Below are 23,729 nucleotides of genomic sequence, written 5' to 3' on the forward strand. Positions count from 1 at the left end.
TAGTCGTCCGGCCTGCAGCCCGGCCGTTGCGCCGCTGCCCTCGACAATCACCACAGACCCGGAGAGATCATGAAATTCACTCGCCTCGCATCCACCCTCCTCGTCGCCGGCCTCGCGCTCGGCACCACCGCCAGCCAGGCCGACGGCCTGAAGTTCCTCCCAGGCCTCGACAAGGGTTTCAAAGCCGAGCCGTCGCTGGCCATCAGCGCCGGCGTCATGAGCGCCTCGGCGACCAACGACGATTCCATGTTCGTCTACGGCCTCGACTTCAACATGAATTGCGGCCTGATCCAGACGCCGGACAACCGTATCCGTACCCACATCCAGATCAACCACACCGATGAATCTGGCATGAAAGCGACCTCTTTCGAACTGTCGCCGCGCTACACCGTGCCGCTCGGTAGCGGCTTCTCGGTCGGCGCCGGCCCGGTGCTCGGCGTTGTCCTGGCCGACAACGGCCGCAATGACAAGAGCCTGTTCGGCTACGGCGCCGTGGTCGGTGCCAACTACCGCAAGGGCCTGTATTACTCGGGCCTCGATCTGCGCTATCTGAACACGAGCGAAAGCGACAACGTCAGCTTCGAAAACTGGGCGCTGATCGCCAAGGTCGGCATCAACTTCTGATCAAGCCAGCGACCCGAAGCAAAAATGGAAGGCCGAAGCCTTCCATTTTTTTGCCTTTTTTCGGGTTGACCGTGGGACTCACCTAATCAATTGCCTTCAGGAAACGCTGGCGTGCCTGCTCCAGTTCGGCCTGCCCTGCTTCGCCGACCAGCCGGTGGCAAGTCTCGAAAAAGGTGTTGAACGCCTTGCGCGCCACCGCCCCTTCGAGCCGCCCCTTGCCTTCCATGGCGGGAGCCTCAAGCGAGCGGAGTACGGCATGGCGGGGAATGATGCGTTGTCCGCCCGCTTCCGAAGAAGCCGTCAGCGGCCCGGTTTTCACATAAACAAGGCCCTCGTATTCAAAACGGGCGCCCATCGGTAGATCCTGAAGTTTCATTTCGTGTTTCCAGTGATGCATTCCTGAATAACGGATCGGGGCGCTGGCGCCCCTTTAGCTCGAATCTTAGCGTTAATCCCCGCTTAAGTTTCGCCTAAGCCCCCTTTAAGACTCGCTCTCTACACTCCTTTCCCATCAACACGAAAAGGAGAACGATGATGAGAGCCATCCCCGCCGTAGCGCTGCTGCTCGCCAGCCTGGCCTGCCACGCTGAGACGCCGCAGCAGATTCGTCAGATTTATGTCACCGAAGCAGCCAGCCAGCAAGCCGGCTTCACGCCTTCGGCCAAACGAGGCGATGCTTTCTTCCGCCAGCGTTTTGCCGTCAACGACAAGATGCCGGCCTGCACCAGTTGCCACACCGACAGCCCGCTGAACCCCGGCCAGCATGCCGTGACCGGCAAGGCCATCAAGCCGCTGGCCGTTGCCGCCAACCCGGACCGCCTGAGCGACCCGGCCAAGGTCGAAAAATGGTTCGGCCGCAACTGCAAGGAAGTCGTCGGCCGCGCCTGCACGCCGGCTGAAAAGGCCGATTTCGTCACTTTCCTGAGCGAGGGTCGCTGAAATGAAACGCCTGATCCTGATAGCCCTGCTCGGTAGCGCCTTCCCGGCCTTGGCCGATCGCCTGCCGATGCCGGCCAACGCCCCGGCCAGCTTCACGTCTGAATGCAGCAGTTGCCACATCGCCTACCAACCCGCCCTGCTGCCAGCCAACGACTGGCGCAAGCTGATGGCCGGTCTGAGCGAACATTTCGGCAGCGATGCCACGGTCGACCGGAAAACCGAGCAGGAAATCACCGCCTTTCTCGAACGCAATGCCGGCAACGCCAGCCGTTTGGGCAATGCCGGCAACCCGCCGCGCATCACCCAGACCGCCCGCTTCATCCGCAAGCATGACGAAATCCCGGCCAAATACTGGCGCGATCGGCGCGTCAAGTCGGCGGCCAACTGCGAAGCCTGTCACCCCGGCGCCGCCAAGGGTAGCTACAGCGAACACGACATCAGCATCCGCGAACTGCGCGAGTAAATCATGAAAAACATTCTTGTCTGGGACTGGCCGGTTCGCCTCGGCCACTGGCTCATGGTCGGCGGCTTCATCCTCGCCTGGCTGACTTCGGAAAGCGAAACCTGGCGGCTCGTGCATGCCTTTTCCGGCTCGGTCGTCATTGCCGTCGCGCTGTTTCGCCTGCCCTGGGGCTTCATCGGCTCGCGCTACGCCCGCTTCGTCGATTTCGTCCGCGGCCCCGGTTCCGTCGCCGATTACCTGCGCAGCCTGCTCCGGCTCGAACCTGACCACCACACCGGCCACAACCCGGCTGGCGGCTGGGCCATCGTGCTGCTGCTCGGCCTCGGCATCGCCACCGGCCTCGTCGGCTGGGCGATGTACAACGAACTCGGCGGCGACTGGCTGGAAGAACTGCACGAAGCTCTGGCGGCAACGATGCTCACCGTCGTCTTCGTCCACGTTGCCGGCGTCATCTCGGGTAGCCTACTGCACGGCGAAAACCTCGTCCGCGCCATGATTACCGGGCACAAACAGGGTTCGCCGGAAGAAGCCATCCCGTCGGCCCGGCCGCTGGCCGGGATCTTCCTGCTGGTCTGGGTTGGCGCTGCCAGTTGGTGGCTGGCTAGCTGATAGAATTAGTCCATGCGCATCCTGCTAGTTGAAGACGATCCCGAACTCGGCGACGGCCTGACCGTCGGCCTGCGCCAGGCCGGCTTTGCGGTCGACTGGCTGCGTGACGGCAACTCCGCCGACCAGGCCTTGCAGAGCGAAAGCTTCGATCTGGTCGTCCTCGACCTCGGCCTGCCCCGCCTGTCCGGCATGGATGTCCTGAGTCGCGCCCGCGCTCGGGGCCTGACTGTCCCCATCCTCATCCTGACCGCCCGCGATGCCACCGGCGACAAGGTTTCCGGCCTCGATGCCGGGGCCGACGACTACCTCGTCAAACCCATCGACCTCGACGAATTGAGCGCCCGCATCCGCGCCCTGACCCGGCGCAGCGCCGGCCGTGCAGCGCCACTGCTGACCCGCGGCGAGCTGGCCGTCGACCTGGCCGCCCACCGCGTGACGCTGGCCGGCGACGAAATCGAACTGTCCAGCCGCGAATATTCGCTGCTCCAGATGCTGCTCGAAAACGCCGGCCGCGTCCTGACCCGCACCCAGCTCGAACAATCCGTCTACGGCTGGCGCGACGAACCCGACAGCAACGCCCTCGAAGTGCACATCCACCACCTGCGCAAAAAGCTCGGCAGCGACCTGATCCGCACCCTGCGCGGCGTCGGCTACACCATCCCGAAATGAGCGGCACGACTACGACCGTCTGGTTCTCGCTGCGCCGCCGCTTGCTCGGCCTGCTGCTCGGCGGCGTCTCGGCCGCCTGGCTGGTGACCATGGTTTTCAGCTACATCGACGCCCACCACGAAGTCGATGAACTGTTCGACGCCCAGCTCACCCAGGCCGCCCAGACCCTGCTCGCCCTGGCCAGCCACGATGAGGGCGACGACATCGAGGATCTCGGCGAAGCCGCGCACAAATACCAGCGCCGCCTGCGTTTCCAGATCTGGCGCGCCGATGGAACACTGCTCCTGCGTTCCAAAAATGCGCCAAATTTCCCGTTGACCGTGGAACCCGGTTTTTCCGAGACGCAAAACAATCCGGATGGCCACTGGCGGCATTACAGCCAGTGGAACGAGGACCACAGCCTTCAGGTCCAGGTCAGCGAGAACCACCACATCCGCGACGAACTGATCGGCCACATTGCCTGGCGCCTGCTCGTCCCGGCGCTTTTCGGCCTGCCGCTGATCGGCCTATGGGTCTGGCTCGCCACCCGGCAAGGCTTCGCCTCGCTGGACGGCATCGCCCGCCAGATTGCCAGCCGTGACCCGCAGCAATTGCAGCCGGTGCATCCGGCGGCCGCTCCCGAAGAAATCCGCACCCTGCTTGAAGCGCTCAACGGCCTTTTCCAGCGCGTCGAACACACGCTCGAGGCCGAGCGCCGCTTCACGGCCGATGCCGCACACGAACTGCGCACCCCGCTCGCCGCACTGCAGGCGCAATTGCAGGTTGCCCAGCGCGCCCGTAACAACGAAGAACGCGACCGCTCACTGAACCAGCTGCAAAGCGGCCTGACCCGCGCCGCCCACCTCGTCGACCAGATGCTGCACCTGGCCCGCCTTGATCCCGAATCCGGCCTGCCCGATCCACAGACCGTCGATCTGGCCAGGCTAGCCGAAGAAGTCTGCGCCGATCTCGGTCCGCAGATTCTGGCCAAGAACATCGAATTCGACCTCACCGCAACAGCCGACTGCCAGGTCATCGGGCAGGCCGAATGGCTGAGGGTGCTGATCCGCAATCTCGTTGACAATGCCATACGTTACACGCCCGAGGGCGGCCAGGTGCGCGTGGACCTCAGGCGCGACAAAGCCGCGCTCACCTTCTCGGTCGCTGACAGCGGCCCGGGCATCCCGGTCGACCAGCGCGAATCCGTGCTGCGCCGCTTCCATCGGCTCAACCAGGGCAGCCAGCCGGGCAGCGGCCTCGGCCTGGCCATCGTCGCCCGCATCGCCGAACTGCATGGCGCGGCACTGAAGCTCGACACATCAATTACGCCAAAAGGCCTACTGGTGGCTGTACAATTCCCGGCTCGCTAGTCAATACTCTCAACCCGGCAAGCAGCGAACGATTTTCTGGCAATTATTCAGCAAATAGCTGTCCAAGTCGTACCCGAGCATTTCTGTAGAGAACCATGAACATAGTGCACCAACTGGCCCAAGTACCGAGTACTACCGACACCCCCCCGGAAGGCACCCGTCGCATCATCGACGGCCTGGAGCGCGTTTTCTATGATGGTTACTGGATAAAGACCTACCCGGTCCCGGCCGATACGCTGGAAGCCAAGAAAAAACTGATCGATGCCCTGACCCGGCGCCTGTTCAACCACACCGAACACGGCCTCAACATTCCCGGCACGCGTCTGCACGAAGCACGCAGCACCTACGAAGCCGAAACCGACCCGGCGCGCAAACGCGTCAAGGGCGCCATGCTGGCCGGCGCACTGTTCAACCGGGCCGCCGACATTTTCCGCAAGCTGGTCGAACTGCAGGCCTGCGGCATCGAAATCCTCAGCGACAACCCGCTCATGCGCGAATGCGGCAAATGCCTGCTCGACGCCATGGAACTGGGCCGCTGCGTCATGCACCGAAGCGGCGAAGAAGGCATCGACGAACTGTGGGGCGAACCTTTCCGTGCCTTTTCGATCCCGCTCGAAGACTTCTACGAGAGCCGCTACATCAAGATCGGTCAGGTCCTGCGCGACATCGACCTGATTTCGAATGCGATGATCGACAATTTCAGCGGCATTCCGGCCTTCTCCGACATTGAAGCACCGATCCGCGATCTGGCCATCGCCGCCAAGATCAAGACCGAAACCCTGCGTACAGACAGCGACATATTCGACGTCTGGGCGCGCATGGTGACCGCCGGCGAACGCTTGGCCGACCTTAACGTGCTGACCGGCCCGGCCGTCTTCAGCGCCCCGTTCACCTACAACCTGTCGGACGGCCTGCAACTGATCCGCCAGGGCCGCGACCTGATTTTCTATGTTTCCCGGGCCCGAACGGCCATGCCGAAAAGTACCCGGGAATACATCGAACGCTGCAAGAACTACCTGGCCACCGGCCGGGCGCCGCTCTTTCCGGCGCACTTTCCGGCGTAGGCCAAGCGACAGATCAGCGCTCGGCGTCGAGCTCGACAACCAGCGTCGTATTACCCAGCCTGGCCTTGACCGGGGTGGCCAGCAGGTCGCCCTTGCCCGGCTCGGCGCTGCCGCTCTTCGACACCTTGGCGGTCACGAGAACTTCCGAAAACTGCGAGATCGTCCGTCCCGGCATGATGGCTGAACTGTCATCGAGGCGAAACTCGATCGGAAAGTCCGAACCTTTGTAGCGCCAGACCGCCAGCGGTGCACCAGCCCCGTCTGGCGTCTTGGCCGTCACGAAGAGGGTGTCGCCGGCAGAAACCTTGCCCTTCAATTTCGGACTCAGCGTAACCACCCCGGCCACGGCTCCGATTGCCACGGCAGGTTCTACCGCTGCGGCAGCCGGCTTTTTGCCGGAAAGTGCAGTATTGGCTTCAGCGATATTGGCATCAGCCAGCTTGCTGTCCATCGAATCGGCTGGCGCCACAGCCTTCATGCGCTTCCAAAAATCGATGGCCGCCTTGTAATCGGCCCGATCAAACGCTTCGCTCCCGGCCAGCGCCAGTGCCTTGACGTGCTTGGGATCGGCTGCGATGGCACGTTTGACGATCTTTCTGCCCTCGTCATCCCATTTGCGATCCTTGGTCATTACATGCGCATCCGCCCAGTCGGCCAGTGCCTGGGCATCCAGCGTGACAAGCGCCGAGGCCTTGGTGTAGGCGGCATCGGCTTCAGCATGGCGGCGCAGTTCGCTGTAGGTCTTGGCCAGCAACAGCCAGCCTTCGCCGTTATTGGGGTCATTGGCCATTTTGTCAGCCAGTTTCTTGACGACGGTGTTGAGATCGCCACCGCTGCTGGCCTGGGGTGTCTGCGTTACCGGTGGCATGGCACCCGGTGCAATGACAGATGCGGTCTTCGTGCTGTCGATGCTGGGTGAAGAAACCCAGATGGCAACTACTGCAAGCGCGAGGACGAGCGCAGCAGCAATGAAGCCCAATTTTTTCCCGAGAACGGGGGAAAACCCGGTCTGCCCCTGTGCCGGATCTAGAACCGTGGCATGCAGCACCGCCTGCTGCCGATCAAACTCGGCCTGGTCGATACGGCCTTCTGCCCGGGCCAGCAATAATTCACGCAGCGCCGCCGCGACGTCGACTTTTTTGACAGCGGTTGATTTATTGGCTGTGTATTTGCCAAGCCCCCATAACACCAAGAGGGATAGCGCAATGCTGGCCAAAACGATGTAAACGAAAGTCATGTTGGTGTCACCGAATTATTTGGATGAAGATGGAGTACAAAAATGAATCTGGCAACCCGGGAGTTGCCAGAAAATTAAGCCAGGTGGACGGGTGGGGGATGCCTACCGATAGTCCCAACGGATGCCGAGATAGAGATATTCACGCACGTTCTTGCTCTCGGTTGTCCCGGTATTTTTGGACTCACTGTAGCCGATCTCACCTTCGAGAGACAAACTGCTTCGCCACTGATACACCAGCTTCATGCTCGGTGAAAACTGGGTCATGTTCTGGCCACTATCGCTTTTCTGGGTGTAGTACCGGGCATTGCTCTCCAGGCGCCAGCTTTCCAAAAATGGGTAAATATAGCTCAGGCCAAGATTCTGGCCGGTGTAGTTCGGACCGGCAATGTAGCCCAGATAGGCCACGCCTACGCCATTCGGAACAAACAGGTTACTGCCAATCGCTTGTGCGGAATACATGTTGGTACGCCCCGAGGCGGCGGCAGATGCAACACAGGTCTGTTTTGAGGGATCATAAGTTCCCGGCTGACAAAGACCCATATCATCTATTCGCTCTTCTGGAACACCTCGCGGACCGTCTTTACAGAGAGGATTTGTAAGGTCTTCGCTTAGCCCCCCCCTACACATCTGAGCTAACGGAAGAACCGCATTAAATCCAGAAATTTCTGACATCCGGTAGTCAACACCGAACTGCCAGCGCTCGCCAAAAGGGATGGTTACGCCCGTCGCGAACATGGTGGATAGTGCTGTGGTTTCCGAAACCAGTTGCCTTGCCTGCGTAATACCAACATTGTTAACGAAGTCAGTGACCGTCGAATAACCTGCAGTGGACAGCGCGTTGGTCAGGCTGTAGGTCGGACTCTGCCGATAATCATAGGAAACAAAATAGTTGTTGCCCCACTTGTCCAGATAGTTGCCTTGCACCATGCCGATATTGAGGCCCTTGTATAGAACGTCATAATCCAGCATGCCAAAAGCAGTCACCTGACCGTCAAAGTAACGGAACTCCGACCCTACCGCACGGCGATTCAAAATTCCGTCGATATTCTGCTCAATACCATAGAGGCTAGCCCCCGGCCGCGACACCTGCGGCGCCAATTCGACACTGCCACCATAGAAGTTTTTCTTGAACGGCGAACCAAATTCGACAGCTTCACCGTAAACCGCCCCCACCTTCCAGTCCGGTGTCAGGTTGTAGCTGCCGGTGACCCCGTCAAAACGTTCAAGCACGCCGGCCCCATTGGGATTCTGCCGCCCGACCCGGACAAAATAACCAATCTCGCGATCGGTACGTTCGGCATAAGCGGAATAGACACGGTTGTAGTTCCGGCTTGGCCGCATGAAATTCTGGCTGTCGGTATCACGAAACACAAAACGCGTATCGGTCACCGAATCGCGCAAGCGTGCGCTCAGATTTACCGAGGAAACCAGTGACTCCTGATCGCGCTTCATCGGCCCGTCATCCTGCTTCGATTGTCCGGTAAAGAAATATGACGACAAGCTGCCATTGACCGTCCATTCCGCCGGCTTGTCGTCACGAACAACGCGCGCCGTTGGACGACGGATGGTGCTGACAGCAGGCAATGCGGCGAGCCGCTGCTTTATTTTCGGGGCCTCGGGCGAGTTCGGATAAAGCTTCAGATAGAGATCGTATTCGGCACGTGCCTTGGCGATTTCACCATTCTTTTCGCGTGCCTCGCCAATTAGCGCCTGGGCCGACATGGTCCGGTCATTTTGCGGGAGGCTGAGAATGCGGTTCAGTCGATTGATGGCTTTCGGATAATCCCCCTTCTCGAAAGCCTCCTGCCCGTCAAGGAGGAAGGCATGAGCCATTTCTTCGACTTTCTCAGTCGACAAGACCGGGGCTGCTTCGGGCTTGCTGGCATCCGGCGTCTGTGAGGCAGGCGCGTCGGCAACGGGTGGCGTTTCGGCCAAAACAGGTGCTACCGCCGGCGTCACGATGGCGGCAGGCGCCGGCATGTCAGCCCCCTTGCCTTTCTGCACCGCAGCTTCTTTCACCTTGGCTGGCGGCGCAGGCACCATAACGACAATGCTTCGGCTGTCGTCGCCAGCACGAACGATGTACTTTGTCGGCTTGGCAAAGGTAATCAGCATGCCGTTTACCAACTCCGGATATGCGACGGTAAACGGGGGAAGCAGATCAGTCTTGAGCGAACGTCGAACCTCCTGCATCAACTCGCTTTCGGAAAAACCGGGCTTGGTTAGCCGAAAGAAAACGCGCAGGAACTTCCCTTGGTCACCGGGCGTATGTCGGGTGTACTGAATTTCCGTCGTAAAGCGGATCGTTACCTCAGCCTGATCACCGACGCGGGCAACATCAATCGTTTCGATGATCGCAGCAAAGGCATTGGCGCCCGCCAGCAAAGAAAAGACCAGGACAAACCGGGCGATTTTCGCCAGCCTCGCCAAATTCACGGGATTCATAAAGATTAGCCCAGCCATTTCCACCTTCAATATCAGTAACAACCACTAAAGAGCTTACCTAGAGATTTAAGAGATCAATGGCAGCCAGAAAAGGAACTTGAGAACATCAGTCCCACTTTGTGTAGGGCGTTCCCTTTCTACCCAGCGGCTTGTGACAACTGCTCTGCGAACAGTCATCCGTCGCCTTTGAACCTTCGTGGCCACCCAACCTGATCTTCTCGGCCCCCCCCACATCGTAAGCAGTCGTGCTGGCGTGGCAGGTCTTGCAGTTCGTCTGGATGCTGCCGTGATTCATTCGGGATACCGTCGCAAATGAAGTCGTGCCCACATGGCATAGCGAACATTCATTGCCAGGCAAACCCGCAAGGGTGGTTGGGATATGAGTAGTATGTTTACCCTTGACGCCGACATACATTCCGCTATGGCAGGTCTGGCAAGTCGTCGCACCGACGTGGTTGAAGGCAGCGAGGGTAGTCCAGCTAGTCCTGGTGTGGCAGGCATCACAACTGGCCGTCGTCGGCACGTGATTCGCCAGCGGCTTGTAAGACATGCCTGGATAGCTGGTCGCATGACAGTTTGTACACGAACCTGCCACGACTACTGTATGGGCATACGGCGTGATCAGAGGCATCCAGGTCCCTCCGGTACGATGGCAAACGCTGCATGCTTCGGACGTCGGAATATGCAGCGTAGGCTTGCCCGTAGCTGTCGTACCGTTATGACAGCTCACACAAGTCTTGCCTGCCAACTGGGCAGGTGTATGCGCAAAGCTGGCTGGCAGCCAGGCTGTCGTACGGTGGCATGAATCACACGAGTCGTTCGTAACAAGGTGGCCGGTATTCTTGGCCTGGGCATTGACCGCCGTGTATCCGCCGTTATGGCATGTCAGACACTGCCCTGTCGTTCCGGTATGGCTCATCGAAGCAGGCCTGAACGTCGTGTAGTTCTTATGGCAATTGTCGCACTGGCTGCTCGTCGGAATATGTCCGGTCGTTTTGCCCGGAGCAGCCGACCCATTGTGGCAATTGGAACAGGTTCCAACGGCTGAGGCCGCATGGGTATAGCTTGCACCCGTCCACACGGTCATCGATTTATGGCAGCTATCGCACTGCGCTGTTGTCGCGATGTGGCCAACGTTCTTGCCTTGCGCTCCCAGTACCGCCCCGTTATGACAGTTTGAGCAAGTCCCCGTAGCCGTGGCCGGGTGGGTATAGACCGCCCCGGTCCAGGCTGTAGTGGTTTTGTGGCATGTATCACACGTGGCCGTCGTACTGACGTGCGTCAGTGGCTTGGCCAGTGCGTTGACACCGACATAGTTGCCGCCGTGGCAGCTTGAACACTGGCCGACCATAGTGGCGGTATGGGTCATGTGCGCTGGAGCAAAGTGCGCATCCGAAGTCAGGTGGCAGGTATCGCAAGCCAACGTTGTCGGAATATGAGTGGGATTCTTGCCTGTTGCATTAGTCCCGTTATGGCATGTCACGCAAGTTCCGGCTACGACACCGGCGTGGAAGTTGACTGCCGGCTTCCAGGCGGTAGTTCCATGACAGGTATCGCAAGACTGAGAAGTCGTAATGTGTGTCCCGTGCTTGGCCTGGGCATTAAAAGAGACATATCCGCCGCCATGGCAACTGATACAAGCGCCGGCGGTCCCCGCGTGGCTCATGCTGGCGGGTCTGAAAGCGGTGTAATTCTTGTGACAGGTATCGCACTGGGCGGTTGTCGGGATATGCCCCGTCCCAAGCGGTTTCCCCGGCGCAGTGGTGCCGTTGTGACAGTTTGAACAGGTGCCGACCGCGCTTGCCGCGTGGGCATAGGTTGCCCCCGTCCAGGCGGTCGTCGATCTGTGACATGTATCGCACTGCGCAGTTGTCGCCACGTGCCCTGTTTGTGGTTTGGCCAACGCCCCCAGCACCGTAACCGTGCCACTATGGCCATGGCAATTCGAACAACTCCCCGCTGCGCCTGCATGAGGATATCGCGCACCAGTCCACACTGTTGTCGAGCTGTGGCAGCTATCACATTGCGCACTCGTACTGACGTGGTTTGTCGGCTTGGGAACCGCATTGAGCGCAACAAACCCACCCGCATGGCAGGTCGAGCACAGCCCTGCAGTACCCGTATGATTCATGCTGGCTGGCTTGAAGGCCGTGAAGCTCGTAGCGCCATGGCAGCTTTCGCAGGAAGCGCTGGTCGGAATGTGACTGGTCGGCTTGGCCAGAGCATTCAGGGAAACATGGGCGCCACCATGGCAACTCGTACAGCCGCTGGTAATCCCGGCATGGCTCATACTGGCCGGGGCGAAAGTATTGAAATTGGTGTGGCAGGTATCGCAGAAGCCGGTCGTCGGAATGTGCGTACTAGGCTTGGAGAGTCCCTTGCCCGCCGTCCCGTTGTGACAGCCGTTACAGGAATGATCGCCGATCGCTACAGGTGGCGTCAGCAAGGCGTGATTCTGCACGGCCCCCACCCGCCATGACGTCGTTGACGTGTGGCAGTCCGAACATTGCGCATTGGTCGACTGATGGGTTGTCGGTTTCGCTTGGGCGTTTTGCGCAACATAAGCACCGCCGTGGCAGGTCGAGCACTGCGTCTGGCCAGTATGGTCCATCGCGGAGGGCGCCCAGGACGTGTAATTGTTGCCTGTTCCATGGCAAGTATCACAAGCCCCAGTTACTGAAATGTGGTTGGTTGGCTTGGCGATGGCCCCTTGGCCAGTATAAGCACCACCATGGCAGGTTGCGCAGGCTTCGCTGGTCACCGCATGGTTCATTCGGGCCGGCTTGAAGGCGCTATAGCTCGTCCCGTGGCAATTTTCGCAGGAACTGCTGGTTGGAACGTGGACCGTGGACTTGCTCTGGGCATTGACACCGTTGTGACAATCGGTGCACCGACCGAGAACCGATGGAGATGCCGCAGCATGGTTGAACGAACCGGAGGCCCAGGATGTGAAGCCGTTGCCATTTCCGTGGCAGCTATCGCAAGTTGCCGACGTCTGGATATGGGTAGCCGGCTTGGCCAGCGCATTCTGGGAAACATAGGCGCCGCCGTGGCAAGTCGAGCACGCCGCCCCGCCAGTAGCAGCGTGGTCCATCGCCGCTGGCTTGAACGAAGCATAGTTGTTGTGACAACTGCCGCAATTCGCCGCAGTCGTCACTGTCGGAATATGCCGTGCCGATTTGCCCAGCGCCGTCACACCGTGGCAGGTATCGCACCGGCCAATCGCCGACGCATCATGGCTATAGGTCGCCGTGGCCCACGAAGTGGTGCTCCCGTGACAGGTGTCGCACTGAGCAGTCGTCGTGACGTGGGTCAGCGGCTTCTCCAGCGCATTCTGCGAAACGTAGCCGCCACCGTGACAGGTCGAACACTGGCCGTTCAGGCCGGAGTGGTTCATCACCGCTGGCGACCAGGCGTTAAAGCCTCCCGTGTGGCAGGTATCGCACTGAGCGCCTGTCGGGACGTGGACGGCTGTCTTGGCCAGTGCGTTGGCAAAAACAAAACTGCCGTTATGGCAACTGCTACATGCTCCGGCCGTACCGGCATGGCTCATGGCTAACGACGAGAAGGAGGTAAACGTGTTGTGACAGCTATCGCACAGCCCTGCCGTCGGAATATGGTTGATCGATTTGCCCAGTGCGTTTGAGCCGTTGTGACAGGAGGAACAGCGTCCGGCAGCCGCAGGGCTGGCGTTGGCGTGATTAAAAGTACCTGTCGACCAGGTTGAGGTAGAAGCATGACAACTGTCGCACTGGGCGGTCGTTGAAATGTGTGTCGCGGTCTTGGCCTGGGCATTTTGCGGCAGGTAACCGCCGCTGTGACAACTCGAACACTGCCCATCGAGCCCCGTGTGATTCATTCTCGCTGGCGACCACGAAACGAAACCGCTGGAGTGACAGGAGTCGCACTGAACCACCGTCGGAATATGGCGCCCGGACTTACTGAGGGCATTTACCGAAACAAAAGTGCCGCTGTGACAGGTAGAACACTGACCAGCGGTCGCACTGTGATTCATCTGTGCCGGGCTGAACGATACGAAGTTGGTATGGCAGGTGTCGCAGGCCGCCGTTGTCGGTACGTGATTCGTCGGCTTGCTCAAACCCGAGCTACCCGGCGTATGGCAATCCGTACAAACACTGCCTGAAGGTCGATTGGTGTGATCAAACGTTGCCACCGCCCAGGATGTCGTTGACAGGTGGCAGGTATCGCATTGTTGTGCGGTCGCCAGATGAGTCGCCGGCTTGCTCTGGGCGCTCTGCGAGGAGAAACGTCCTGAGTGGCAGGTTGAACACTGACCGTTCTGGCCGGTGTGATCCATTCTTGCCGGAACGAAGGTCGTGAAATTCTGGTGACAGGTATCGCAAGCTGCCGATGTCGGAATGTGATCGACCAACTTGCCTGGCGCATTGACGCCGTTGTGGCAGGTGGCGCAAGTTCCCGGTTGCACGCCAGCATGGGGATTGGTCGCGGGCATCCACGATGTGGTGGTGTGGCAGGTGCTGCAGGCTGCCGACGTTTGCATGTGTGTTGCCGGTTTGGTCAGCGCATTGGCGCCGATGAATGCCCCGTTATGGCAGGTCTGGCAATTGGTGGCGGTTACACCCAGTAGCGGATTGATCGCATGCCCGGATGCACCCTGGATGAATCCGGTTGGCTTCTCGCTCCAGCTACTTGCCCCCGGTCGATGGCAGGAGTCGCAGGCTGCCGTCGTGGGAATATGGGTTGCCGGTTTGCCCGGCGCCCTTGCCCCGGCGCCGGCGTGACAGGTTGCGCAGGCGCGCGGTGTGCCACGGAAGACGCCAGAAGTGTGACATGTCTCGCAATTGACCTGTTTGTGCGTGTTGTCGAGGGTATAGCCAGTGGTGTTGTGATCAAAGCTCAGATTTTGCGCCCCGCCTTCTTGCGTCTGCGCGAATGCGCTCCCCCACTGCCCGAACAGGAGAGCGGTAGCAGCGAGAACAACGAGGAGTAGACGAGCAAGATATTTCACGGGCGGGATACCTCGTTAAACCGGTTAATCAATTTCGTTGCCCAGCTTGAGGAAACTCAAATTTGGCAACGCATTGATACAAATCACAAACAACGCGAGGGAATTTATCACACAATTTATGCATTTTACTAGCGCCTGACTTTCTTCCAGTTCGCCGCCACGTGGCAACTCTCACATTGGCTGCCGAATGCGCCGTTATGAACGTCATCCTTCACATGGCAGGCAATGCACGCTCTGCCGGGCTTGCGCGGCCCTGATTTCGACTCCTTGTGACATTCCTTGCACTCGACCTTGCTGTGCCCGCCGTCAAGCAGGAAGCGCGTCGTCGCATGATCGAAATCCCAGGTTTTCCAGGTACCGGTGGTGTGGCAGGTCTCACATTTCTTGCCGTAACCGCCCTTGTGCTTGTCGTCTTTCTCGTGACAACCGTTACAGGTCAGCGGTGCATCCTTGAAGGCCGGCGTCAGGTGGCACTTCTTGCACTCGACCTTGGCGTGACTGCCGGTCAGCGCGAAGCGCGACTTGTTGTGATCGAAGGGGGTGTCCTTCCATTTCTTTTCGTCGTGGCAGCTCTCGCACTTGTTGCCGAGTTGGCCTTTGTGTTTGTCGTCCTTCTTGTGACAGGCAATGCAGGTCTCTTCCAGCCGGGTTTTGTAGATATTGCCTTTCTCGGGCAAATGGCAGGAATCGCACTTGGTCTCCCGGTGCTTGCCCTTGAGCAGGTACTTGGTTTCCTTGTCGTGGTTGAAGATGCTGGTCTTCCAGTCCTTGGCCGTATGGCAGGTGCCGCATTTCTCGCCGTAGCGGCCCTTGTGGCCTTTTTCGTCGTCATTTTTGCGGTGGCACGCTATGCAGGCGGTCTCCACCTTCAATTTCGTGGCTTTGGGGCCGCTGACGCCGCCCTTGTGGCAGGTGTCGCACTTGGCATCCTTGTGCTTGTCGCGCAAGGGAAAATCGGTTTCGTCATGGTCGAAATCGGATTTCTTCCAGTCACGTTCGCTATGGCAGCTCTCGCACTTTTCACCGAGTTCGCCGCGATGCCCTTTCTCCTGGTCATCCTTCTTGTGGCAGGCAAAGCACTTGGTGGGAAGTTTTGCCTGATAGATATTTCCCTTTTCCGGCAAGTGGCAGGTGTTGCACTTGGCCTGACGGTGCTTGCCCTTCAGCGCATATTTGGTGTCGTGATCGTGATCGAAGTCGATCTCCTTCCACCCCTTGTCGTTGTGGCAGGACTCGCACTTGATGCCGTATCGACCCTTGTGACCTTTTTCCTGATCGATCTTCTTGTGGCAGCCGTTACAGGTCAGCGGCGTCTTCTGGTAAGTCTTGTCTTCGTGGCAATCCTTGCACTTGACGTCGGCGTGTTTTCCACCGTGTAGCTTGAACTTGGTTTTTTCGTGATCGAAGGTGGTTTCCGTCCACTTTTTCTCGTTGTGGCAGTTCTCGCACTTGGTACCAAGATGGCCCTTGTGCCCCTTTTCGTCGTCAATTTTCTTGTGGCAGTCATTGCACAGCTTGGGCGCCTGACGGTATTTGCGTTTGGGCAGGTGGCAGCTCTCGCACTTGCTCTCCTTGTGGGCGCCGAGCAGCTTGAAGTCAGTTTTTGAATGGTCGAACTTCTTCTTGTCGATGGGAGCGATATCGGCGCCGCGCCCCTTGTGCTCGGTGTGGCAATTGCGGCAGTTGGTGTCGTCGGATTTGCCATGCAGCCGCGTCTTGCTGCGGATGTCTGCGGCGATATCCTTGTGGCAGTCTACGCACAGTTTGGTTTGCGCCTTTTTGTCGAAGCGCTGATGGCACTGTTCGCACTCGTGTTCGTATTTGGCGTGCCCGGTAATGACTTCGCCGGGCATCAATACCTTTTCGATCGACTGCGCCGCTGCCCCGCCGGAAAAGACGATGGCGGCGATCAGCGCCAGACCGGAAAACAGCCGGTTAATACATGTGGACCGCAACAACATGGACGACTCCACTAAAGACCAGCAAATAAAGAAACGGGATATGCACGACGTGCCAAAAAGAAAACAGTTTTTCCCAGACTGAAAGTTGTGAAGCCTTGACGACGGAATCGAGATATCGGTCGACCTGCTCGCGGGCCAGGCGGTAGTTGACGATCACTTCCCGACGTCTGCCGCCTTGCTTGCGAAACTGCTTGCGCAGGGCATTTTTGGCATCGCGGCGAATTTGCTTGGCCAGCCGCCGGCTCCGCCAGCGCAAACTCACGAAGCGCCAGGCGCGAGACTGCCAGGATCCAGACAGGTCGAAAGCTGCATCCTGGAATGCCTTCAACCTCGGTTCGATATCCGGCCGCAAGGCAAAAACCGAGCGTACATTTTCGGCGCACTCTTTGAGCTCTGCCGAAGCCCCGGCCAACGTCAGTTGATTGCCATAGAGGCCGCGATGAATATGGCGGTAAATGAAACGCCCGACCACGCCGCTACAGGCAACCAACAGCATGGCGTAGAGAGCCATGGCACCGTTCAGCGAGCCGGTTCTGAAGGTGGAATGAAAAAGCACCAGCAGCGGCCCGGTTATCCCGGCGATCATGTGAAACTTGAACCAGGACTCCATCTTCCCCAGTCGATCAAGGGCATGAATCCGCTTGCGCAATGGGTAGAGGAGCAGGCTAAGCATGAGCAGGCCGCCGATCAGGCCGATGTTGTAGGCAAAATCGGAGTTGGAATCGTATAACTCGCCGGTCCGGACCAGCCAGGCGAGAAAAACCAGCAGACCGACAAGCAGCGTGATCGACACTCGCCAGGCGCCACGAAATACCTTCTCGCTGGAGGATTTTGCTTCTCCCTCCAGGGAAATCACCGTCATTGGGCCAAGCGCACTTGTATTCATGGATTCCTGAATCTGATTAACGGGACCGAGCCGCCCCACCCACCCTGCGCCCGAACAATCGACAGACTATCGGGCCAAAGCGTGACGGGGTAAAATTTCACACTTATTCAAGAATACCAAAAAAATTACTCGGCGAGGTGCACGCCGTCCGGGAGAAATGAACAATGACTGAAAATCCTATGCAATCTGCAAAAGCCAGCCGCATCAACTCTGCGGGCTCAATGGGCGGCCTGCTTGGCCTCTTCGTCATTGCCTGCGTCGAATTCCAGCGCCTCTGGCCGACCGGCACCAGCCTGATTTATTTGCTCGTCAGCCTGCCGCTCCTGCTCATCTGGATTGCCCATCAGGCCGGATGGACGGTTGCCGAGCGCAATGCCGGCCTGGCCGTCGACATCGCCATTTACGTACTGGTCATTGCCAGCCTGGGAATACGCTTTGGTGCCGGCCAGCCAGCCTCGGAACTGGCCTCGACGTTATTATTCTGGGCGCCCCTCGTCGCCGCCTGGTGGGCCTGGCGCTATCAACAACTCCCGCTCCGGCTGTGGCTGCTGCTTGGCGGCTTTTTTGTCGTGTTGACCTGGCCGCTCGCCAGCGACCACGAACGACTGGATGAACACCTGATTCTCTCGCTCCTGATCGCCTTGATCGTGCGTTATGCCCACCGTTCAACGCCGCCGAATCCGGATAGCACCATGAACCTGCGCGATGCGCTGACCGGACTGCCGTCGCCCGAATGCTTTGAGGCCGAGCTGGCCCACGTCTCGGCAATTTCCGACCGCTACCGGCTCCCGCTCTCGCTGATCGCTTGCCGAATCGGGCGGCTAGAAACGGGTCATCTGTCGGATGATCAATTGTGCCAATGTGCCGAAGCGGTCACCAATCGCTTGCGCACCTCGGATACGGCGACTCAGTGGGATCCCAGCACGTTCATGATTCTCCTGCCCAACACCCCCGAAATCAGTGCCAACAATGTCGCCAACGAAATCCGGAAAGCCCTCGAACATTTCAATTTTGGGCAAAATTTCCGGTTGACCGTGAGCATCGCCACCGTCGAACACGAATCGGGCGAAGATCCGATGAGTACCGTGAGCGCCCTCGAAAACAAACTTGCGAACACCGACGAATGATCTCCGATCTGCTCTACTACCTCCTGCCGGCACTGCTCATTCTGATTCCCGCCGCCTTTCACCTGCGCGCCAAAAAGAAGGTATCGGCAATCCACCATGCCGTGCTCAAGGAGGCCCAGGAAGCCGGCCTGACCGAACCGCCATCGCTACACCCCGTCGTCGACCTGTCGATCTGCATGGGCTCGGGTGCCTGCGTCAGGGCCTGCCCGGAAAAAGCACTGGGCGTCATCAAAGGCAAGGGCGTGCTGATCAATCCGACGCACTGCATCGGCCATGGCGCCTGCGCGCCAGCCTGCCCGGTCGGCGCCATCAAACTGGTCTTTGGTACCGAAAAGCGCGGCATGGACATTCCCCAGGTCGATCCGGACTTCCAGACCAACATCCCGGGCATTTTCATCGCCGGCGAACTGGGCGGCATGGGCCTGATCCGCAATGCCATCCGCCAGGGCACGCATGCCGTCAAGACGATCACCGGCCGGCCGCACGGCAAGGCTGACTACGACCTGGTGATCATCGGCGCCGGTCCGGCCGGCATTGCCGCCTCGCTGGCCGCCAAAGAAGCGGGGCTGAACTACGTCACCGTCGAACAGGAAGACTCGCTCGGTGGCACCACCTATCACTATCCGCGCAACAAACTGGTCATGACGGCCCCCATGCGCCTGCCGCTGATCGGCGAAATCAAGGTCCGCGAAATCAGCAAGGAAGAGCTCATGGAAATCTGGCAAGGCATCCTCGACAAGGCCACGCCCAACATCCAGTTCAGCGAACGCATGGAAGAAATCACCCCGGTCGATGGCATCTTTTCGGTCCGCACCAACAAGGCGACTTACTCGACGGCCAGCGTGCTGCTCGCCATCGGACGCCGCGGCACACCGAGAAAACTGGGCGCCAAGGGCGAAGAACAAGCCAAGGTCGTCTATCGACTGATCGAGGCGGAGCAATACCGGGACAAGCACGTTCTGGTCGTCGGTGGCGGCGACAGCGCCCTCGAGGCCGCCCTCGACATCGCCAACGAGCCCGGCACGCACGTCACACTGAGCTACCGCGGCAAGGCCTTCGACCGGGTCAAGCCGAAAAACCGGGCACGGCTGGCCGAGGCCATCGCCGAAAACAGGATTGAACAATTGCTCGAGAGCACGGTCCGGGAAATCGGCATGGACAACATCGCCCTCAAGCATGGCGATGACATCCTCGAACGTCCAAATGATGCGGTCATCGTTTGTGCCGGCGGCGAATTGCCGACACCGATGCTGAAAAAAATGGGCGTCCAGGTCGACACCCGTTACGGCGAATAGCAAGCCTGCTTTGCTTGAGTCCGGCAGTTCGGCAGGCTTCCACGCTTTACCTCCACAGACAAACGTGGGAAACTATTCCGCAAATGACATCAAGAAAGCCGTGAAAGTGCGCCAGGAATCCGCCGAGGAATGGCTGCAAACCCTGTTTATGAAACGCCACCGGGGACGTAGAATGTCGCCTGATCTCCTCCCGCCCTACAGCACCAGCGAAGGATTGGTGCTGACTGATCGCCGATCCCGGCAAGATCGGCGCAGGGCGCTTGGCCAGAAACTCCCCACGACCCCGGCGACGAGCTGAATCCAGATACCACTTTGGCTCGTCACCTGAAAAACGGCACCCCTTGATGTCAGACTCACCGCTACGATCCGTTCTTCTCTCCGCGATTCACCGCGTGCTGTCCCCCATTGTCCGCGTCATGCTGGCGCACGAGATTACGTTGCCGATGGCAATCGAGCTCCTCAAACGCGTCTTCGTCGAAGTGGCGGAACGCGATTTCCGGCTCGACAACAAGGCGTCCACCGACAGCCGGATCAGCCTGATCACCGGCGTGCACCGCAAGGACGTCAAACGTTTGCGCGAACTGCCCGATGTCGAAGCCAATTTGCCACCAAAAATATCGCTCAGCGCGCAAGTCGTCGCCACCTGGATTACCGGCGCCCAGTGGCTTGATGAAAACGGTCAGCCCCGTCCACTGTCTCGGCTCGCTCGCGGCGCCGGAGAGGCGTCGTTTGAAGCGCTGGTGGCCAGCATCAGCCAGGATATTCGTCCGCGCTCGGTACTCGACGAATGGTTGCGACTGGGTGTGGTCAAAATCAATGAAGCCGACGAAGTCGAACTGCTCAGCAACGCTTTTGTCCCCCGAGAGGGCGTCGAAGAAAAACTGGCGTATTACGGCCACAACCTCGGCGATCATGCAGCGGCCGCAGCAGACAACGTGCTGACGACGAGCAGTCCGTGGTTCGAGCGTAGCGTGCATCACAGCTCGCTGACCGAAGCCCAGGTCGAAAAATTGCGCATTCGCGCCGCCAAGCTTGGCATGCAAACCTTGACCCAGTTGCACACCCTGGCAGCTCAGCCAGTGGATGGCAACGAGCAGTCACCGGCCTCGCCAAATAGCGGGCCGAAGAAGCGATTCACCTGCGGCGTCTATTTTTACAGCACGGACGCCAGCGAAACACCCACGGAAAAATGAAACGTTATCTTCTGTCGCTCGTCGTTGCCGCTTTCCCTCTGGTCGCTTGGTCCGGCCCGGTTTGCGTCGATCCCGAGCATCCAGGGAAAAGCCATCAGGCGCGGGATGGGATCGGCGGCATTGGCGGTACCGGCAGCCCTGCCACAGACAAGACAATCGGCCACAATACCGAACCGGGTGGCGGCGGCATCGGCGGCACGGGATCCCCTGCGCTCGGCGGCGACGAGGGAGGGGGCATCGGTGGAACTGGCGCCCCCGTTGCCGACGGAGCATCGGTTGGCATTGTCGGTGTTGTCAGCGGATTTGCCTCCGTTTGTGTAAACGGGGTCGAAGTTCATTTCGACCATGGCGTCCCGGTCAACGAAAACGGCGACCCGTCGTCGGCTGACAAGCTGGCGGTCGGCCAGGTTGTCTCGATCGACGCCACCAATTCCCCCAAGGGACTGCAAGCGCGAAACATCGCCATTCTGAACGCCCTTGAAGGGCCCATCACCAAGCTGTCGCACGGCGGCAAAATGATTCAGGTCCTCGGGCAAAACGTGGCGGTCGGGCCAAACACCCGCGGACCGGGCAAGGGATTGGCCATCGGCCAACTCGTCAAGGTCAGCGCCCTCGCCGGTGCTGATGGCACGCTGGTCGCAACGCGCGTCCAGCCCAGCCCGAACCTCAAGCAAGCAGGCGCGCTGGGACAAGTCGTCAGCTCAGGCAAACAGTCCCGGGTCGGCGGGGTTGCTGTTAGCGCTGCGGTCGACGCCAGCGCGGCACTGGTCAGAGGCAAATGGACGGGCAGCGAACTGGTTCCGACCAGCGTCACAGCCGATCCGACCTACCGGTTCAAGAATAGCGCCAGCAGAATCCTGCTCGAGGGTCTGGTTCAGACCTCCGATGGTCGCGGAAAAATTACGGCTGGCGGGGTGGAGTTGTCGCTGCCCAATGCGACGGCCAGCCAGATGAAGTCCCTGCAACCGAATCGGCGAATTTTTGTAGACGCCAAGGTCGGGCGCTCGGGCCAACTCGTGGTCAGTCATTTTGAACTGGCGAGCAGCGAAAACCGCAGTGCACCACTGCCAAAGAACGCCGAACGAACCCATGGCACTTCGTCCACCAAGGCGGATAGCAGCGAAACAACAAGATCGACCGAAAAAACCGAAACGTCTGAGCGGGTGGAGAAGGGCGAGAGCGCCGAGAAGTCCGAGAAGTCCGAGAAGTCCGAGAAGTCCGAGAAGTCCGAGAAGTCCGAGAAGTCCGAGAAGTCCGAGAAGGCTGAGAAGGCTGAGAAGGTCGAGAAGTCCGAGAAGGCTGAGAAGGCTGAGAAGGCCGAGAAGGCCGAGAAGGCCGAGAAGGCCGAGAAGGCCGAGAAGGTCGAGAAGGTCGAGAAGGTCGAGAAGGCTGAGAAGGTCGAGCGAGCTGAGAAGGTCGAGCGAGCTGAGAAGGTCGAGCGAGCTGAGAAGGTCGAACGGGTCGAAAGGCGGGAACGGCATTGATGTGGCATTTTCACCGCGCACCAAAAGACCACGTTAAAATCATGGTTTTATTTACGTTGCATCAGGTACCCGCTTGAAAACACGCATTCTCGCAATTCTCTGCCTTCTGTCAGTTTTGCCATGCCACGCTGAAAGCAGCCTGACCATGAGTACCGGCATCGACTATTCGACCGGAAAATACGGCGCTTCCGAAAGCACGGATACCCTCTACATGCCTTTCGGCGTGAAATATGAAACCGGCGACTGGACTTTGCGCGCGACGATTCCCTACGTCGAAACGAGCGGCCCTTCTTCTGTTTCCGGCGCTGGCGCCGACCGGGTCACGCTGACCAACGGGCAAGGCACGCGCAGGAAGGAAACCGGCCTCGGCGACATCGTGCTGACCGGCAGCTGGAGCGCGCTGCAGCAAGGCCCCTGGCTCGTCGAGCTGGGCGCCAAAGTCAAGCTGGCGACGGCCGATGAGAACAAGGGACTGGGCACCGGCGAAAACGACTATTCGGTGCAGACCGAGGTCTATCGGACACTGGACAAACACACGCTGTTCGGCACCCTGGGTTACAAGAAAATGGGCGACCCCGACGGCACCGATCTGAAAGACCCGTTCTACGCCTCACTGGGCTGGTCTTTCCGGGCATCCCAGGCAAGTGCGCTGGGCTTGAGCTACGATTTCCGGCAAAAAGTTCAGGACGGCGGTGCACCTATCCGCGAAGTGACCGGCTTCGTCACCCACAAGCTGGACCCGAACTGGAAATTGCAGGGCTATCTTGTGTCCGGCTATTCCAACGCCAGCCCGGATCTGGGTGGCGGTGTCTTCGTGATGTATACCTACTGAGTACTGGCGCGCGTTACTGCGCCTTCAGGCGAAAAGCCTGCGTAACCAGATTGATCGCTTCCGGGCCATCCCAGGCACGCGAGCCGGCAATTTTCTTGATCACCCGACCTTCGCCGTCGACCAGCACGGTGAGCGGCAAGCGGTTGGCACCGAGCATGTTTTCGAGAACCAGATTGCGGTCGATGTAATTCGGGAAGCTGACGCCGGAAATCTTGACGAATTTGGCGGCGGCCGCCTGATCGTCGTCGGTTGAAATGCCGACAACGTTGAATCCCTTGCTGCCGTAGCGCTGATACAAGCGTTCGATCGATCCCATCTCGGCCCGGCAGGGCCCGCACCAGCTGGCCCAGACGTTGATCAGCAGAGGCTTGCCGCGAAAGGACGATAACTTCGCAGCGCCGCCGACCAGTGCATTGAGCTGAGCCTCGGGCAGCAAGGCGCCGACAGGAATTTCGCCCGGCGTCCCGGCCGCCGCACTGCCGGCAAACTGCATCACACAAAGGCCGATCACCAGGGCCTTCATCGATAAAAATCCCCAACCTTTCCGACGCATGCCAAACTC

19 protein-coding genes are annotated in these 23,729 nt (G+C 59.4%); 13 read left to right on the plus strand and 6 right to left on the minus strand.

All coding sequences use genetic code 11. The features are described 5' to 3' along the window. Positions 1-69 precede the first annotated feature (69 nt). A complete protein-coding gene (locus KI610_RS14745) occupies positions 70-624 on the plus strand; it encodes a hypothetical protein (RefSeq protein ID WP_226495719.1) in 555 nt (184 codons plus the stop codon). A gap of 82 nt (positions 625-706) precedes the next feature. Here the strand turns inward: KI610_RS14745 and KI610_RS14750 are convergent, their stop codons facing one another. Further along, the gene (locus KI610_RS14750) at positions 707-1,000 is read right to left on the minus strand and encodes a hypothetical protein (protein WP_226495720.1); all 294 of its coding nucleotides are present in this window, start codon (positions 998-1,000) and stop codon (positions 707-709) included. Positions 1,001-1,158: 158 nt separating this feature from the next. Between KI610_RS14750 and KI610_RS14755 the strand changes: the two genes are divergently transcribed. The 6 genes from KI610_RS14755 (at position 1,159) to KI610_RS14780 (ending at position 5,717) form a co-directional block, all read left to right on the plus strand. Then, positions 1,159-1,563 carry a DUF1924 domain-containing protein gene (locus KI610_RS14755; RefSeq protein WP_226495721.1) on the plus strand — a complete coding sequence of 135 codons (405 nt, stop codon included), beginning with the start codon at positions 1,159-1,161 and terminating at the stop codon, positions 1,561-1,563. Position 1,564: 1 nt separating this feature from the next. Then, complete coding sequence (locus KI610_RS14760; RefSeq protein WP_226495722.1) at positions 1,565-2,026, plus strand: diheme cytochrome c; 462 nt, start codon at positions 1,565-1,567, stop codon at positions 2,024-2,026. A gap of 3 nt (positions 2,027-2,029) precedes the next feature. Further along, positions 2,030-2,635 carry a cytochrome b/b6 domain-containing protein gene (locus KI610_RS14765; protein WP_226495723.1) on the plus strand — a complete coding sequence of 202 codons (606 nt, stop codon included), beginning with the start codon at positions 2,030-2,032 and terminating at the stop codon, positions 2,633-2,635. Between the two features lie 12 nt (positions 2,636-2,647). Further along, a complete protein-coding gene (locus KI610_RS14770) occupies positions 2,648-3,304 on the plus strand; it encodes a response regulator (protein ID WP_226495724.1) in 657 nt (218 codons plus the stop codon). Continuing rightward, positions 3,301-4,653 (plus strand): ATP-binding protein, encoded by a 1,353-nt coding sequence (locus KI610_RS14775; RefSeq protein ID WP_226495725.1) that lies wholly within the window; start codon positions 3,301-3,303, stop codon positions 4,651-4,653. Before KI610_RS14770 ends, KI610_RS14775 begins: the two co-directional genes overlap by 4 nt. Positions 4,654-4,748: 95 nt before the next feature. Then, positions 4,749-5,717 (plus strand): hypothetical protein, encoded by a 969-nt coding sequence (locus KI610_RS14780; protein WP_226495726.1) that lies wholly within the window; start codon positions 4,749-4,751, stop codon positions 5,715-5,717. Positions 5,718-5,730: 13 nt separating this feature from the next. Here KI610_RS14780 and KI610_RS14785 read toward each other — a convergent pair whose 3' ends face one another. Together KI610_RS14785 and bamD are read right to left on the minus strand one after the other, a co-directional pair. Continuing rightward, a complete protein-coding gene (locus KI610_RS14785) occupies positions 5,731-6,954 on the minus strand; it encodes a tetratricopeptide repeat protein (protein WP_226495727.1) in 1,224 nt (407 codons plus the stop codon). A gap of 102 nt (positions 6,955-7,056) precedes the next feature. Next, positions 7,057-9,399, minus strand: coding sequence for an outer membrane protein assembly factor BamD (gene bamD, locus KI610_RS14790; protein ID WP_226495728.1), 2,343 nt, complete (start codon positions 9,397-9,399; stop codon positions 7,057-7,059). Positions 9,400-13,859: 4,460 nt separating this feature from the next. On the opposite strand from bamD, the gene KI610_RS14800 reads away from it, so the two are divergent. Then, complete coding sequence (locus KI610_RS14800) at positions 13,860-14,162, plus strand: hypothetical protein (protein ID WP_226498593.1); 303 nt, start codon at positions 13,860-13,862, stop codon at positions 14,160-14,162. 355 nt (positions 14,163-14,517) lie between these two features. Here KI610_RS14800 and KI610_RS14805 read toward each other — a convergent pair whose 3' ends face one another. Then, positions 14,518-16,350 (minus strand): cytochrome c3 family protein, encoded by a 1,833-nt coding sequence (locus KI610_RS14805; protein ID WP_226495729.1) that lies wholly within the window; start codon positions 16,348-16,350, stop codon positions 14,518-14,520. Beyond that, entirely contained in the window at positions 16,325-17,275 is a 951-nt protein-coding gene (locus KI610_RS14810; protein WP_226495730.1) for a hypothetical protein, read from the minus strand. Before KI610_RS14810 ends, KI610_RS14805 begins: the two co-directional genes overlap by 26 nt. Positions 17,276-17,400: 125 nt before the next feature. Between KI610_RS14810 and KI610_RS14815 the strand changes: the two genes are divergently transcribed. From KI610_RS14815 to KI610_RS14835, 5 genes are all read left to right on the plus strand, one after another. Next, positions 17,401-18,363: a sensor domain-containing diguanylate cyclase gene (locus tag KI610_RS14815; protein ID WP_226495731.1), complete on the plus strand. Its 963-nt coding sequence runs from the start codon at positions 17,401-17,403 to the stop codon at positions 18,361-18,363. Next, positions 18,360-19,658 (plus strand): NAD(P)-binding domain-containing protein, encoded by a 1,299-nt coding sequence (locus KI610_RS14820; protein WP_226495732.1) that lies wholly within the window; start codon positions 18,360-18,362, stop codon positions 19,656-19,658. The genes KI610_RS14815 and KI610_RS14820 overlap by 4 nt, the downstream gene beginning before the upstream one ends. A gap of 392 nt (positions 19,659-20,050) precedes the next feature. Next, entirely contained in the window at positions 20,051-20,851 is an 801-nt protein-coding gene (locus tag KI610_RS14825) for a DUF6502 family protein (RefSeq protein ID WP_404827413.1), read from the plus strand. Beyond that, positions 20,848-22,335, plus strand: a complete 1,488-nt coding sequence (locus KI610_RS14830; RefSeq protein ID WP_226495734.1) for a DUF5666 domain-containing protein — start codon at positions 20,848-20,850, stop codon at positions 22,333-22,335. Before KI610_RS14825 ends, KI610_RS14830 begins: the two co-directional genes overlap by 4 nt. Before the next feature lie 145 nt (positions 22,336-22,480). Continuing rightward, a complete protein-coding gene (locus KI610_RS14835; RefSeq protein WP_226495735.1) occupies positions 22,481-23,167 on the plus strand; it encodes a hypothetical protein in 687 nt (228 codons plus the stop codon). Positions 23,168-23,180: 13 nt separating this feature from the next. Here the strand turns inward: KI610_RS14835 and KI610_RS14840 are convergent, their stop codons facing one another. Further along, positions 23,181-23,720, minus strand: coding sequence for a TlpA family protein disulfide reductase (locus KI610_RS14840; RefSeq protein WP_226495736.1), 540 nt, complete (start codon positions 23,718-23,720; stop codon positions 23,181-23,183). Positions 23,721-23,729 lie beyond the last annotated feature (9 nt).

Source organism: Ferribacterium limneticum, assembly GCF_020510565.1.
Taxonomy (GTDB): Bacteria; Pseudomonadota; Gammaproteobacteria; order Burkholderiales; family Rhodocyclaceae; genus Azonexus; species Azonexus limneticus_B.

What these genes read in the sequence shown, in the direction of transcription:
- KI610_RS14765 (WP_226495723.1), top strand. Translation starts at nt 2,030, where the DNA reads ATGAAAAACATTCTTGTCTGGGACTGGCCGGTTCGCCTCGGCCACTGG.
- KI610_RS14770 (WP_226495724.1), top strand. Translation starts at nt 2,648, where the DNA reads ATGCGCATCCTGCTAGTTGAAGACGATCCCGAACTCGGCGACGGCCTG.
- KI610_RS14760 (WP_226495722.1), top strand. Translation starts at nt 1,565, where the DNA reads ATGAAACGCCTGATCCTGATAGCCCTGCTCGGTAGCGCCTTCCCGGCC.
- KI610_RS14780 (WP_226495726.1), top strand. Translation starts at nt 4,749, where the DNA reads ATGAACATAGTGCACCAACTGGCCCAAGTACCGAGTACTACCGACACC.
- KI610_RS14775 (WP_226495725.1), top strand. Translation starts at nt 3,301, where the DNA reads ATGAGCGGCACGACTACGACCGTCTGGTTCTCGCTGCGCCGCCGCTTG.
- KI610_RS14840 (WP_226495736.1), bottom strand. Translation starts at nt 23,720, where the DNA reads ATGCGTCGGAAAGGTTGGGGATTTTTATCGATGAAGGCCCTGGTGATC.
- KI610_RS14755 (WP_226495721.1), top strand. Translation starts at nt 1,159, where the DNA reads ATGAGAGCCATCCCCGCCGTAGCGCTGCTGCTCGCCAGCCTGGCCTGC.
- KI610_RS14745 (WP_226495719.1), top strand. Translation starts at nt 70, where the DNA reads ATGAAATTCACTCGCCTCGCATCCACCCTCCTCGTCGCCGGCCTCGCG.
- KI610_RS14815 (WP_226495731.1), top strand. Translation starts at nt 17,401, where the DNA reads ATGACTGAAAATCCTATGCAATCTGCAAAAGCCAGCCGCATCAACTCT.
- KI610_RS14830 (WP_226495734.1), top strand. Translation starts at nt 20,848, where the DNA reads ATGAAACGTTATCTTCTGTCGCTCGTCGTTGCCGCTTTCCCTCTGGTC.
- KI610_RS14785 (WP_226495727.1), bottom strand. Translation starts at nt 6,954, where the DNA reads ATGACTTTCGTTTACATCGTTTTGGCCAGCATTGCGCTATCCCTCTTG.
- bamD (WP_226495728.1), bottom strand. Translation starts at nt 9,399, where the DNA reads ATGAATCCCGTGAATTTGGCGAGGCTGGCGAAAATCGCCCGGTTTGTC.
- KI610_RS14750 (WP_226495720.1), bottom strand. Translation starts at nt 1,000, where the DNA reads ATGAAACTTCAGGATCTACCGATGGGCGCCCGTTTTGAATACGAGGGC.
- KI610_RS14805 (WP_226495729.1), bottom strand. Translation starts at nt 16,350, where the DNA reads ATGTTGTTGCGGTCCACATGTATTAACCGGCTGTTTTCCGGTCTGGCG.
- KI610_RS14835 (WP_226495735.1), top strand. Translation starts at nt 22,481, where the DNA reads ATGAGTACCGGCATCGACTATTCGACCGGAAAATACGGCGCTTCCGAA.
- KI610_RS14820 (WP_226495732.1), top strand. Translation starts at nt 18,360, where the DNA reads ATGATCTCCGATCTGCTCTACTACCTCCTGCCGGCACTGCTCATTCTG.